This window comes from Congregibacter sp. (assembly GCF_965660375.1).
Classification (GTDB): domain Bacteria; phylum Pseudomonadota; class Gammaproteobacteria; order Pseudomonadales; family Halieaceae; genus Congregibacter.
In genome coordinates, this window is sequence record NZ_CBFHZO010000032.1 from 29,989 (window position 1) to 42,540 (window position 12,552).

General features: G+C 57.2%; 12 protein-coding genes. 8 read left to right on the plus strand and 4 right to left on the minus strand.

From position 1 onward, the window contains the following. Window positions 1-115 precede the first annotated feature (115 nt). The 4 genes from ACTG3T_RS02825 to ACTG3T_RS02840 are packed head-to-tail and all read left to right on the plus strand — an operon-like array spanning window position 116 to window position 5,218. Window positions 116-1,771: a peptide ABC transporter substrate-binding protein gene (locus tag ACTG3T_RS02825; RefSeq protein ID WP_439100798.1), complete on the plus strand. Its 1,656-nt coding sequence runs from the start codon at window positions 116-118 to the stop codon at window positions 1,769-1,771. Between the two features lie 38 nt (window positions 1,772-1,809). After that, window positions 1,810-2,745 carry an ABC transporter permease gene (locus ACTG3T_RS02830; RefSeq protein WP_439100753.1) on the plus strand — a complete coding sequence of 312 codons (936 nt, stop codon included), beginning with the start codon at window positions 1,810-1,812 and terminating at the stop codon, window positions 2,743-2,745. Then, window positions 2,742-3,629: an ABC transporter permease gene (locus ACTG3T_RS02835; protein WP_439100754.1), complete on the plus strand. Its 888-nt coding sequence runs from the start codon at window positions 2,742-2,744 to the stop codon at window positions 3,627-3,629. The genes ACTG3T_RS02830 and ACTG3T_RS02835 overlap by 4 nt, the downstream gene beginning before the upstream one ends. 5 nt (window positions 3,630-3,634) lie before the next feature. Further along, entirely contained in the window at window positions 3,635-5,218 is a 1,584-nt protein-coding gene (locus tag ACTG3T_RS02840; protein ID WP_439100755.1) for an ABC transporter ATP-binding protein, read from the plus strand. A 26-nt stretch (window positions 5,219-5,244) separates the two neighbouring features. Here the strand turns inward: ACTG3T_RS02840 and ACTG3T_RS02845 are convergent, their stop codons facing one another. Then, window positions 5,245-7,008 (minus strand): DUF885 domain-containing protein, encoded by a 1,764-nt coding sequence (locus ACTG3T_RS02845; RefSeq protein ID WP_439100756.1) that lies wholly within the window; start codon window positions 7,006-7,008, stop codon window positions 5,245-5,247. 110 nt (window positions 7,009-7,118) lie between these two features. Between ACTG3T_RS02845 and ACTG3T_RS02850 the strand changes: the two genes are divergently transcribed. From ACTG3T_RS02850 to ACTG3T_RS02865, 4 genes are all read left to right on the plus strand, one after another. Beyond that, a complete protein-coding gene (locus ACTG3T_RS02850) occupies window positions 7,119-7,970 on the plus strand; it encodes a class I SAM-dependent methyltransferase (protein ID WP_439100757.1) in 852 nt (283 codons plus the stop codon). A 34-nt stretch (window positions 7,971-8,004) separates the two neighbouring features. Then, window positions 8,005-9,186 carry a formate-dependent phosphoribosylglycinamide formyltransferase gene (gene purT / locus ACTG3T_RS02855; RefSeq protein ID WP_439100758.1) on the plus strand — a complete coding sequence of 394 codons (1,182 nt, stop codon included), beginning with the start codon at window positions 8,005-8,007 and terminating at the stop codon, window positions 9,184-9,186. A 114-nt stretch (window positions 9,187-9,300) separates the two neighbouring features. Then, the gene (locus tag ACTG3T_RS02860) at window positions 9,301-9,756 is read left to right on the plus strand and encodes an Hsp20 family protein (protein WP_439100759.1); all 456 of its coding nucleotides are present in this window, start codon (window positions 9,301-9,303) and stop codon (window positions 9,754-9,756) included. Window positions 9,757-10,083: 327 nt separating this feature from the next. Continuing rightward, a complete protein-coding gene (locus ACTG3T_RS02865) occupies window positions 10,084-11,001 on the plus strand; it encodes an HDOD domain-containing protein (RefSeq protein ID WP_439100760.1) in 918 nt (305 codons plus the stop codon). A 110-nt stretch (window positions 11,002-11,111) separates the two neighbouring features. On the opposite strand, the gene ACTG3T_RS02870 is transcribed toward ACTG3T_RS02865, so the two are convergent. Genes ACTG3T_RS02870 through ACTG3T_RS02880 form a run of 3 tightly spaced genes read right to left on the minus strand, consistent with a single transcriptional unit; the run spans window position 11,112 to window position 12,495 of the window. Then, window positions 11,112-11,555 carry a SufE family protein gene (locus ACTG3T_RS02870; RefSeq protein ID WP_439100761.1) on the minus strand — a complete coding sequence of 148 codons (444 nt, stop codon included), beginning with the start codon at window positions 11,553-11,555 and terminating at the stop codon, window positions 11,112-11,114. Window positions 11,556-11,595: 40 nt separating this feature from the next. Next, a complete protein-coding gene (gene sufT / locus ACTG3T_RS02875; RefSeq protein ID WP_439100762.1) occupies window positions 11,596-12,138 on the minus strand; it encodes a putative Fe-S cluster assembly protein SufT in 543 nt (180 codons plus the stop codon). Between the two features lie 3 nt (window positions 12,139-12,141). Beyond that, window positions 12,142-12,495 (minus strand): HesB/IscA family protein, encoded by a 354-nt coding sequence (locus ACTG3T_RS02880; RefSeq protein WP_439100763.1) that lies wholly within the window; start codon window positions 12,493-12,495, stop codon window positions 12,142-12,144. Between the last annotated feature and the right edge of the window lie 57 nt (window positions 12,496-12,552).

Here is a 12,552-nt window from a genome sequence, read left to right on the forward strand (position 1 = left end):
TTTCACCATTGCGTATACTCCACCGCTAATTGGTTGCTTCCGGTCACAACCCTTGAATCGATCTTTCTCCGTCACCTCGCTTTCGAACATCATCCTGGATACCTGTTTGACGCAATTGGCATCGATCTTTCGCAACTGCGCGCTACCTACGCTCTGTCTGACGGCCCTACTCACTGGCTGTGGTAGTGGAGAATCGAACGTCGAACGAGGCAACCGCGAGGGCGTGCTCCATATGGGGAACGGCAGCGAGCCGCAGGGGCTGGATCCCCATGTCGTGACCGGCGTGCCGGAAAACATACTAATCCGGGCATTGTTTGAAGGACTCGCCGTTAAAAATCCCGCCACCCTGGAGCCAGAGCCCGGCGTTGCCGAGAGCTGGGAGTTCAGCGATGACCGCCGGGTGATCACCTTCCACATAAACCCCGAAGCCCGCTGGTCCAACGGTGACCCGGTTACCGCCGATGATTACCTGTGGAGCTGGATGCGCGCCCTCCATCCGCAGATGGGTAATCTTTACGCTTACATGCTCTTTCCCGTGAAAAACGCCGAGGCATTCTTTAGCGGGGAGATTTCTGATTTCTCTGAAGTGGGGGTGAAAGCGCCAGACCCGCTGACCCTGGTAGTCACTCTCACAGAACCTACGCCCTACTTTCTACAGCTGATGGACCATTACAGCACCTTCGCGGTGCACCGGCCCACCATTGAGAAGTACGGAAAGTTTACCGATCGCTTCACCAAATGGACCCGCGAAGGCAACATCGTCAGCAACGGTCCGTTCCAGCTGGAAGAGTGGTTGCTGAATCGTCGCATCACCATGCGCAAGAGCGATACCTACTGGGACCGTGATCGTGTCAGTCTGAACAAGGTGGTTTTTTACCCTACGGAGAATGCGGTATCCGAAGAGCGGGGATTCCGTTCGGGACAGCTGCATATCACCGCAACGCTGCCCCTGGACAAAATTCCGGTCTATCAGGCCATGGAGGACTCTCCCTATCGTCAGGACCCCTATCTGGGTACCTACTTCTATCTCATCAACACCAAGCGCCCGCCCATGGACGATGTCCGCGTGCGTCGTGCCCTGGCAATGAGTGTCAATCGCGAAACCCTCATCCGGTCCGTGCTGCAAAACTCCGCGGTCCCCGCCTACAGCATTACGCCGCCGGGGGCCTTGGGCTACGTACCCCCAAAGACCTTTGACTACGATCTGGATAAAGCACGGCAGTTAATGGCCGAGGCGGGCTATCCCGGGGGAGAGGGCTGGCCGGGAATGGAAATTGTCTACAACACGCAGGAGGCTCATCGAAAAATCGCCGTTGCTCTTCAGCAAATGTGGAAGGACGCTCTCAACATCGATGTGACCATTTCAAATCAGGAATGGAAGGTCTATCTCGACTCCGTGACCAACATGGAGTTTGATCTGGCGCGCCGCGGCTGGATTGGCGACTTTGTGGATCCGCAAAACTTCCTGGATCTGTATCTCACCGATGGGGGTAACAACAATACGGGCTACGCCGATCCGCACTACGACGAGTTGATTCGTTTGAAAGCACCTCAAGCCCGATCCCGCGAGGAACGCTTTGCTGTTTTCTACGAAGCCGAAAAAAAGCTCATGGAAGAGATGCCCATCATTCCCATCTACACCTACACCAGTAAGCACCTTGTTCACCCCAGTGTTTGCGGGCTGTCTCCCAATCTCATGGACTCTCTCAACCTCCGCTATGTCTGGCTGGATCCTGACCGCAGCAGCGTTTCCGAGCCGTGCGTAAAATGAAACGTCGCGTGGACCGGCAATCACCGGAAACCTAATTTATGTGGCGATTTATCAGCATCCGACTCTTGCAGGCGATACCGGTGTTACTCGCGGTAATCACTGTGACATTTTTTCTGGTGCGAATGGCCCCCGGTGGGCCCTTCGACAGCGAGAAAGCGGTGATACCGGAAGTAAAAGCTGCCCTGGAAAAGCAGTACCGGCTGGACCTGCCGCTTTTCCAGCAGTACACCGCCTACCTGGGTGATCTGGCCTCGGGAGATTTCGGGCCATCCTTCAAGTATCCCGGGCGCAGTGTTAACGAGCTTATCGGTGCCGGCCTGCCCGTCACTGCAGAACTGGGATTCTATGCCCTCCTTGTCGCTGTGCTTATCGGCGGTCTCGCGGGGGTCATCGCATCCCTCCGGCCAAACACCGCGCAGGATTACATCCCCATGAGTCTGGCGATGATCGGCATCTGCATGCCCTCCTTTCTTTTGGGGCCGCTCCTGGTGCTGCTGTTTGGCATCGAACTGGAATGGTTACCGGTGTCCGGCTGGGGAGACATACCCGGCGACAAAATTCTTCCCAGTGTCACCCTGGGAGCGGCTTACGCCGCTTACATCGCCCGCCTCTCCCGGGCCGGCATGCTGGAAGTCATGTCCCAGGACTACATCCGGACCGCGCGAGCCAAAGGCTTGCCGGAATGGCAGGTCGTTAGCAAACACGCTCTACGCGGTGGGCTCATGCCCGTAGTCACCTTCCTGGGGCCTGCTTTTGCCGGCCTTCTCGCTGGCTCTTTTGTAGTGGAGACGATTTTCCAGATACCGGGCCTGGGCCGATTCTATGTGCAGGCGGCATTCAATCGTGACTACACTATGATCCTTGGAACCACCGTATTTCTCTCCACGCTTATTGTGTTGTTCAACCTTCTGTCTGACATCGTCGCAGCCTGGATGAATCCCCGACTCCGGCACCAGCTGGGGGGCGCATCATGAATACGACTGTACTCACAGATATTGCAGCGGCAGAGGAAGGCACCTCTCTGTGGAGGGACGCCTGGCTGCGCCTGCGAAAAAACCGCCTGGCGATCATTGGCTTGGCTGTCCTGCTGGTGTGCATCGTGCTCGCGCTCCTCACACCACTGATTGCCCCCTACGCCTACGATGCGCAGGATCTTGATCTGGGCGCCACGCCTCCCTCCGCAGCGCACTGGCTGGGCACCGATATCTTCGGACGGGACATGCTCACACAAATCCTCTATGGCGGCCGTATATCCCTGGCGGTGGGCTTTATCGCCACCGCCGTCGCGCTGCTTATCGGCATCACCTGGGGCGCCATCGCGGGTTACGCCGGGGGGCGCGTAGACGCGGTGATGATGCGGCTGGTGGATATTCTCTACGCCCTGCCCTTTATGATTTTCATCATCCTGCTCATGGTGGTGTTCGGGCGCAATCTTTTACTCCTCTTTCTCGCCATCGGTGCCGTGGAATGGCTCACCATGGCAAGAATTATGCGCGGGCAGGTGCAGTCCCTTCGTCAGCAGGAGTTTGTGGAGGCGGCCATATCTCTGGGTCTGTCTCCCGGCACTATTATCCGCCGCCACCTGATCCCCAATGCGCTGGGTCCCATTATCGTTTACACCACGCTGACCATCCCCAGCGTTATGCTCCTAGAGGCTTTTCTGAGTTTTCTGGGTCTTGGCGTACAACCTCCGCAAACCTCCTGGGGACTGCTCATCTCCTACGGTGCTGAGACCATGGAGGAGTATCCCTGGCTGCTCATTTTTCCGGGGCTGGCGCTTACCGTGACGCTCTTTTCACTGAACTTTCTCGGGGATGGCCTGCGCGATGCGCTGGACGTCCGCGGCTCAAGGGACTGATCGCTATGGCCCTCCTCGAAGTCAACAACCTGGCGGTGAGCTTTGTAACCCGTAACGGTGTGAACAAAGCCGTGGACGATATCTCCTTTACCGTGGAGTCCGGGAAGATCACCGCCATCATCGGCGAATCCGGTTCCGGCAAGTCCGTGGCCTGCTACAGCATGCTGGGACTGATCCCCATGCCCCCCGGCCGCATTGATGGCGGGCAGGCATTGTTTGACGGCAAGGACCTGCTCCAGTGTTCTGAAAGGCAGCTGCGTAAAACCCGGGGCCGGGACATCGCGATGATCTTTCAGGATCCCATGACCTGCCTGAATCCCCATATGACCATAGGCAAGCAGATGGTAGAACCCATCGTCTATCACAACGGTGTAGCCAAGGCGGAGGCGAGGGCCCGGGCCATCGAACTCCTGGGCGAGGTGGGTATCCGGGATCCCCAGAGCACCGTCGACTGTTTTCCCCATGAGTTTTCTGGTGGCATGCGGCAACGGGTCATGATTGCCATGGCGCTTATCAATGAGCCCAGGCTGCTGATCGCCGATGAGCCCACCACCGCACTGGATGTCACCATTCAGGCACAGATTCTCGAGCTCATCGCGGAGCTTCAGCGCAAACGGGATATCGGTGTCATTTTTATCAGCCACGATCTGGCGGTGGTGGCGGACATCGCCGATGAAATTTGCGTGATGCAGCAGGGGAAAATTGTGGAGGCCGGTGATCGCGCCGCTATTTTCAGTAACGCGGAGCATCCCTATACAAAGAAACTGCTGTCTGCCATTCCCGCGGGAACCAAAACCGCCCAGGCGCAGGACGCAGAGCCGCTGATTTGCGTGCGCAATCTTAAAACCTGGTTCGAAGTCGCCAAGGGTGAGACGGTAAAAGCAGTAGACGACGTGAGCTTCGACATCCACCGGGGTGAAATTCTGGGCCTTGTGGGAGAGTCGGGATCGGGCAAGTCCACCATCGGACGTTCGCTTTTGCGCCTGGTGCCGGTCAGCGATGGCGAGGTGAGTTTTGATGACACCGACGTCACAGCGCTGGAGGGGCCGGCGCTCAAAACCATGCGCCGGAGGATGCAGATGATATTTCAGGATCCCTTTGCATCGCTGAATCCGCGCATGACCGTGTTCGATACCCTGGCCGAGCCGCTATTGCTTCATGGGATTGAAGATCGGCGCAGCGTTGCCGAGGGCGTGCTGAAACTGATGGATGATGTGGGCCTCGCCCGGGCCTTTGTACGCAAATACCCCCACGAGTTCTCCGGCGGCCAACGCCAGCGCATCGCCATTGGCCGCGCGCTGGCCACGCGACCGGAGTTTATTGTGGCCGACGAACCAGTGTCCGCCCTGGACGTAACCATCCAGGCGCAGATACTCGACCTGATGCTGGAGCTGGGCCGGGAGTACGGACTCACCATGCTCTTTGTGTCTCATGACCTGGCGGTGGTAAAGCACCTGGCCGACCGCATCATCGTGCTCTACCAGGGCAAGATTGTGGAAGAGGGCACGGGAGAGTCCCTGTTCAATGCGCCCCGGCAGGCTTACACGCAGCAGCTGCTGCAGGCGATACCCGGTCGCACACTGCTGTAGCAAAGCACTGATACGGGCCTCCTGCGTTACTCCAGGTCCGGATAGGGGTTCGGGCCGCCCGCATCTATCCAGGCATCGAGCTCTGATGCCAGGACTGTCAAGGGCACCGAGCGCAGGCCGAGGATCCTGTCGTGGAAATAGCGCTGATCAAAGTCAGTCCCCAGAATTTCCTCGGCACGCGCGCGTTTTTCACGGATCAGCATTTCACCCAGCTTGTAGGCCAGGGCCTGGGCTGGCCAGGAAATATAGCGATCGATCTCGGTGCTAATCTCATGCTCGGACATGGCGGCGTTATCACTTAGATAGGCGATGGCCTGCTCCCGGCTCCAACCGTATTGGTGAATGCCCGTATCAATCACCAGACGACAGGCACGCCACATCTCATAGGTGAGCTGCCCAAAGCGCTCGTAGGGGGTGCGGTAGATGCCGATCTCGCCCCCTAACCACTCCGTGTACAAGCCCCAGCCTTCGCCGTAGCCGGAAAAGTAGTTCTGTGCCCGAAACTCCGGTATCTCACCCGGAGCCTCCAAAGAGATCGCCGCCTGCAGGGCGTGCCCCGGGGCACATTCATGGAGGGTTAGCGCCGGGATGGTGTACAGCGGCCGTGCCGGCAGATTGTAGGTGTTCATAAGACAGGCATTGAGGCCTCCACGCCCTCCCGTGTAGATCGGTGCAATGGCGGGCGGTACCGGATTAATGGCAAAGCGTCGGCGGGGCAAAAACCCGAGCACCTCCGACAGTTTGCCATCCATGCGCTTGGCCACGTAGGCGGAAACCCCCATGAGCTCATCGGGTGTCCTGGCGTAAAACTGTGGGTCCGTGCGAAGGAAATGGAAGAACTCCGCCATGTCGCCGTCGTACTCCAGCTCCGCGAGTATCAGCTCCATTTCACCGCGGAGGCGCTCCACCTCGCTGAGCCCCTTGTTGTGAATCTCTTCGGCGGTCAGGTCCAGCGTTGTAAACCCCTTGATCTGGGACTGATAAAACGCCTCGCCATTGGGGAGATCCCGCGCGGCAAGGGTCCCGCGCGCACCGGGAAGATAGTCGTCACGCATAAACTTCAGCAGCGCTGTGTATGCCGGCACCACCTGTGTGGCAATCACTTCCCGGGCCTCCGCCCGGAGACGGGCGCGTTGTTCCTCATCCATCATGGGAGGAAACGTCTCCAGGGGGATCCAGAAGGGATTTTCACTACCCGGCAGTAGATAGGCCTCGATAGACTCTTCGCGCCCCTTAAGACTCACGGCGGGCACGGTGTAGCCCCGGGCCATACCCGCACGCATATTGGCGCTGTGCTGGGCAAAAAATCGTGGGAGATCCCGCAGCCGACCCAGGTAGCGCCGGTAACTCTCCGCGTCTTTAAATCCCGAATTTTGCGGATGCAGTCCACTCCAGAAAAAGCTGTCGGAGTTAAGCGGCGCTTCATAGGTTTTGTAGCGGGCATCATTGGCCAGCGTTTCTATGATCTGACGAAAAACGGCTGCGTTGATGGCTTCCTCGGGGCTCAAATCGTCAATGGCGATCCCATTCAGTTCCCCCAGTATTCCCTCCCAATAGCGCAGGCGTCGCTGCTGGGCCCCAGCGCTCACATCGGGCAGGCGGCCCATTTTTACCCAATTGCCCTCTCCGTCCCTCTCCTTACCAAATTCCTTCTGCCGCCATTCCCACTCCCTCTCATAAAGCGCGGAGAGCTGTGCATCAGCACTGCCACCGGAGACCGACTGCTGCCCGGTGCTGGCACTGCAGGCGGTGAGGAACATCAATGCAAAAGACACGGCAATTATCTTCATGGGGGATTGACTCGGTTACCAGCAAGGCTTTTCACGATACGTCAGGAACCCACTGTTCTCAATCGCTCCCTGGTTCGGTTTACACTTGGCGTATTTACTGGAGAACGAACATGAGTAATGAAGAGCAAATTGCCTACTGGAATGGCGATGCGGGTCGTAAGTGGGCTCAGCGGGACGCCATGATGTCGCGCATGCTGGCACCGGTGGCCGAAGCCCTGATGAATCACGCCGAGGTGGATGCTGCCCGTGCTGTTCTGGACGTGGGTTGCGGCGGTGGCAGCGAGACCCTGATGCTGGCAAAGCGCCTCGGACCGGAAGCCTGTGTATTGGGTGTGGATGTTTCGGCCCCTCTCCTGGAGATAGCCCGGGAGGGACTGCTTAGCCTGGGTGACGCCGGTAAGGGTGTCGCCTTTCTCGAGGCGGATGCGTCCAGCCACGATTTTGGCGAAGCGCGGTTTGATTTGTTGTTCTCGCGTTTTGGCGTGATGTTCTTCGATGATGCCACCGCCGCTTTTACGCATCTCAGAAACGCCATGCTGCCCGGCGGTCGTCTGGCCTTCGCTTGCTGGCAGTCCCTGAGTAATAACCCCTGGACCGCACTGCCCCTCAAGGCGGCCCTGTCCGTGTTGCCACCACCCCCGCCACCCAAGCCCCGGAGCCCCGGTCCCTTCGCCTTTGCCGAATCCGATTACGTTGAAACCCTCCTTGGTGACGCAGGATGGAAAAACATCGCAGTGACCCCACACAAGGTCAGTATGAACTGGGAGGGCAGCGGTGGTTTTGACGCGACTGCTCGGGAGCTGGTCAATACCGGCCCCGTAGGACGCTTACTCGTCGATGTCGATGACAAAACTCGCGAGGCTGTGCACGCTGCCGCGGCGGATATCCTGGCGCCCTACTACCAGAATGTGCAGCTCTCCCTACCCGGGGCGGTGTGGCTGGTGACCGCAGAAAACGCTTAGCACCCATTCGCAAACGACAAAGGTACCTCTCGATATGCCGACCATTGGAACACCCTTCGCCCCCTCAGCAACCAAGGCACTTCTCTGTGGTGCAGGAGAACTGGGAAAGGAGGTTGCCATCGAACTCCAGCGCCTGGGCATCGAGGTCATCGCCTGTGACCGCTACGCCAACGCGCCGGCGATGCAGGTCGCGGATAGAAGCTATGTGTTTCCCATGCTTGACGGCGAGCGTCTTCGGGCTGTCATCGAAATGGAGAAACCGGATTTTATCGTCCCGGAAATCGAAGCGATTGATACCGCAACTCTCGCCGACCTCGAAGACGAAGGATTCAATGTTGTACCTTCGGCCCGCGCCGCGCAGCTCACCATGAACCGTGAAGGCATACGGCGACTGGTGGCAGAATCTCTCGACATACGCACTTCGCCCTATCGCTTTGCGGACACCCGGGAGGCCTTCGAGACGGCCATCGAGGAGATCGGCATGCCCTGCGTCGTGAAGCCCATCATGAGCTCCTCGGGCAAGGGCCAGAGCGTGGTGCGCACAGCTCAAGACGTACAGGCTGCCTGGGACTTTGGCCAGGAGGGTGGCCGCGCTGGGGCCGGCCGGCTCATCGTCGAGGGCTTAGTGGACTTTGACTACGAAATCACGCTGCTCACGGTGCAGCATATTTCCGGAGTCAGCTTTTGCGCACCCATCGGTCACCGCCAGGAAGACGGCGACTACCGGGAGTCATGGCAACCCCATTTTATGGACCCCGAGGTGCTGCAACAGTGCGAGGATATCGCTGCCCGCGTCACCGGCGCCCTGGGCGGCAAGGGCCTCTTCGGTGTGGAGTTTTTTATCAGTGGCAAGGATATCTACTTCAGCGAGGTCTCACCCCGGCCCCATGACACGGGGATGGTAACGCTCATCTCCCAGGACCTGTCGGAGTTTGCCCTTCACGTTCGCGCGTTCCTTGGCCTGCCTATTCCCTCCGTAACCCTGTACAGCCCATCGGCATCAGCAGTCATCCTGCCGGAGGGCAACTCAGAGAATCTCGAGTACGGCAATCTCGCCGTCGCACTGGGCCAGCCGGATACCGATCTTCGGCTATTCGGAAAACCAACGCTTAGCGGGCGCAGGCGTATGGGTGTAGCTCTTGCCCGAGGCGAGGATACGGAGAATGCCCGGAGCAAAGCGCGCAAGGCTGCTGCTGCGGTGACCATCACCCTCTAGCTTTTAGCTCAAAGACCCCCCTTGAAAAATGTCTATGGGTCCGCATATCTAAAACACGGGTGCTCAATTGGGAGGCCCGATGTACCAATATTGCTTCTAATGGAGAATATGATTATGCGTAACACAATAGATTTTTCCCCTCTTTACCATTCCGCTATTGGTTTTGACCGTATGGCGTCTCTGCTGGATTCCGTCGCGCGAGACAGCAAACCCAGCTACCCGCCCTACAACATTGAGCAGGTAGAAGAGAACCAATACCGGATCACCATGGCCGTCGCCGGATTCACGGAAGACGAGCTTGAGATCACCAGTGAGCAGAACAGTCTCGTGATTAGCGGACGGAGCCAGGGTGACAGCGAAAACCGCAACTACCTGCACCGCGGTATCGCCAACCGGGATTTTGAGCGCAAGTTCCAGCTGGCAGAGCATGTGAAGGTCGTCGCTGCAAAGCTTGAGAATGGCCTCCTCCACGTCTCTCTGGAGCGCGAAATTCCCGAGGCCATGAAGCCCAGAAAAATCGCCATCGAAGGCGCGGGCATGAGCGGCTGCTTAGAACAAAACGCCGCATAAGGCCTGGGGCGTGCGCCAGCACGCCCACTTCCTACCGAGAGAGCCGGGCAAATCAGCCCGGCTTTTTTATGCATCCGAATTCTCATGTGCGACAGACACACCAGGTGGACATCGGCGCAGCTTGTCTATCAAAATACAGATATTGCATTTCCCTGATATTCCACTAGCTTGCAGTGGAGGCAACTTCACATTTCGACATTATTATTATGCGGGAGTCATCGAGTCTAGAAAGGAAGCAAGGCACAAAAACACCTATGCAGTGAAAGGCACAAGAGTCACTAAAGAATCACTAAAGAATCACTAAAGAATCGCTAAAGAGTCACTGATATGACGGGAGCAACGCTCAGCAATTGGTCGCGAAAAGCGACGGCACTACCCGTACTTCCGGTTGTAGTCACGACGTTGCTGAGCCTCGATCCCAATGACGATAACGCGTTCTCAGAGCTTTTAAAGCTGGCAAAAGTTGACCCTGGCCTGACGGTTGAAATTTTACGGATTCTTCGCGTCAAAAGTCGCAACTCCGTCACTATCAGCTCACTGAAAAAAGCCCTCATACGTATCGGCGCAGCTTCTCTCAAAGAGTTAGTAACAAGGCGCTCTTCGGTTCAGGTGTTTGTGCCAACCGCTCACGCAGAAACCTGCATGTGGCTGCACTTCATTCAGGTTGCCATTGCCAGCGAGCAATTGTCGCGGTCGTTCAGATCCCTTGAAATCAGTCGGAACAGGGCATATCTGGCAGGACTCCTGCACGACATGGGACGGCTAGTCGACTTTGAGCGTTTGGCTAAATCACCCTCAGAGGTCGACAGGGTGGGCTACAAAGATCCCTCGTCACTTCTCCTTGCCGAGGCTCAGGCCTTCGGACACAACCATGTACAACTGGGCTCGATCGCTGGCAATGCCTGGTCTCTTCCGGACTATATAATCGGAGCGATAGAGCATCATCATTCCGATCTACGGGCCGTCTCGATCAGGGAAGAAAATCTCAAGATTATTGAAGTCGTGAAGTTTGCCGACGAGATATCAATGCACGCGATGCGTTCGCGAGGGGACGATCCTCATACATTCCAGCGACTGTGTCAGGCATTCTTTGAAAAACAAAGTGTGTACCTGCACAAGCTATCCCCCCCGCAGGAAGTACTCGATGGAATTCTCACAACGATGATCGACGCCGCGGAAAAAGAGTTTACGCACTTACAGCTGGGAAAAGCGCCCATCAACTGCATGAGTACTATCCCAAAGTAATAGCAAGCCTATTCCGCCGCCGTTTAGGGATCTACGCGGCCCCTGGTCAGAACGGAGACAACCGGGACAAAAATTTTTGCCCATACCCGATCGGTTATCGCAGAAATCTATTACCGCCGTGCGGCCTCTTCGCGAATACGCGCCACCATAGCCTGAAGACCGTTTCCGCGGGTCGGTGACAAATGGCGCATGAGGCCCAGTTCCTCGAAATAGGCATTGATATCAAACGCCAGAATATCGGCAGGCGTTTTGTTATTGAACGCAGCGAGAACCACTGCAAGCAAGCCCTTAACTATAAATGCATCGCTGTCCACGCTCAGCTGCAGGTGGTTTTTATCGCCTGCGGCGGCTTCAGCTACGTCGATCCAAACCTGGCTCTGACAACCTCGCACCAGGCGATCATCGCTGCGAAGTTCCGCCGGCATATCAGGCAGCTCCCGTCCCAGATCGATAATGTAGCGATAACGATCCTCCCAGCTGTCAAAAAATCCGAGATTCTCGATGATGTCGTCTACGGTGATAGACACACCAAAGGGATTTGGGCCGGCGGTCATAGGCTGCTTATTCCGTGCACGTTCTTTCGAAGCAGAAACATCAATAGAACATGCCTGTTTCCAGTTGCGCCTCTTCAGACATCATGTCGCGGTGCCAGGGTGGATCAAAAACCAGGTCAACATTCACGTTCTTCACAAAGGGCACCATTCGCAGACGGTGCTCTACATCGCCAACCAGTACCGGCCCCATACCGCAACCAGGCGCCGTAAGTGTCATAGCAACATCAACGCGCTTTACGTCCTGGTCAATCTCCACACGGTAGATAAGCCCCAGATTTACAAGATCTACTGGGATCTCTGGATCAAAAACCGTGTGCAGGGCTTCCCAGACCTGCGCCTCACTGACCTTACCGTCGTCCGGTGGTGTGAATGTTAGCGACAAGCCCTCCAATCCCAGGGCGTCGGCATCGGTGCCGTCGATCCGCACCATGTTGCCGTTGTGCACGATGGTGTAATTACCACCTAGCGATTGTGTGAGGGTGACAAAGCTGTCCGCGGGCACAGTGACCGGATCGCCCACAGGAACAAGGCGCCCCTGCACCTCGCGGCGCACCGTGAGCAGCGTTCTTTCCTGAGATGACATGCTTTAGCCTACGCTGAAACTTTCGCCGCAGCCGCATTCGGCGACCACGTTGGGGTTATTGAACTTCAGTACCTTGTTGATGCCCTCTCGGCTGAGGTCCACCTCGGTGCCACGGAGAAACTCCAGCGCGTCGGCAGCAATAAAAACCTTCACACCGTTATCGAGGGCCAGCGGTGTATCGCTGGACTCACCGGCATCCACCTCTTCCATAACGTATTTGAATCCCGTGCAACCGCTTTCCTGCACGCTGAGACGCACTGCCGACTTCCCCGCCGAGGAGAGGCTGCTGCGAAAGTGCTCGGAGGCCGCGTCGGTAACACGCAGCGGACCTTCTACTTCAAATGTTTCTACAGTCACAATGTATTACTCCTATTCGCATTTTGATCCGCTGAGCGGCTACTCACACTCATTGAG

What these genes read in the sequence shown, in the direction of transcription:
- ACTG3T_RS02830 (WP_439100753.1), top strand. Translation starts at nt 1,810, where the DNA reads ATGTGGCGATTTATCAGCATCCGACTCTTGCAGGCGATACCGGTGTTA.
- ACTG3T_RS02835 (WP_439100754.1), top strand. Translation starts at nt 2,742, where the DNA reads ATGAATACGACTGTACTCACAGATATTGCAGCGGCAGAGGAAGGCACC.
- ACTG3T_RS02840 (WP_439100755.1), top strand. Translation starts at nt 3,635, where the DNA reads ATGGCCCTCCTCGAAGTCAACAACCTGGCGGTGAGCTTTGTAACCCGT.
- ACTG3T_RS02845 (WP_439100756.1), bottom strand. Translation starts at nt 7,008, where the DNA reads ATGAAGATAATTGCCGTGTCTTTTGCATTGATGTTCCTCACCGCCTGC.
- ACTG3T_RS02850 (WP_439100757.1), top strand. Translation starts at nt 7,119, where the DNA reads ATGAGTAATGAAGAGCAAATTGCCTACTGGAATGGCGATGCGGGTCGT.
- purT (WP_439100758.1), top strand. Translation starts at nt 8,005, where the DNA reads ATGCCGACCATTGGAACACCCTTCGCCCCCTCAGCAACCAAGGCACTT.
- ACTG3T_RS02860 (WP_439100759.1), top strand. Translation starts at nt 9,301, where the DNA reads ATGCGTAACACAATAGATTTTTCCCCTCTTTACCATTCCGCTATTGGT.
- ACTG3T_RS02865 (WP_439100760.1), top strand. Translation starts at nt 10,084, where the DNA reads ATGACGGGAGCAACGCTCAGCAATTGGTCGCGAAAAGCGACGGCACTA.
- ACTG3T_RS02870 (WP_439100761.1), bottom strand. Translation starts at nt 11,555, where the DNA reads ATGACCGCCGGCCCAAATCCCTTTGGTGTGTCTATCACCGTAGACGAC.
- sufT (WP_439100762.1), bottom strand. Translation starts at nt 12,138, where the DNA reads ATGTCATCTCAGGAAAGAACGCTGCTCACGGTGCGCCGCGAGGTGCAG.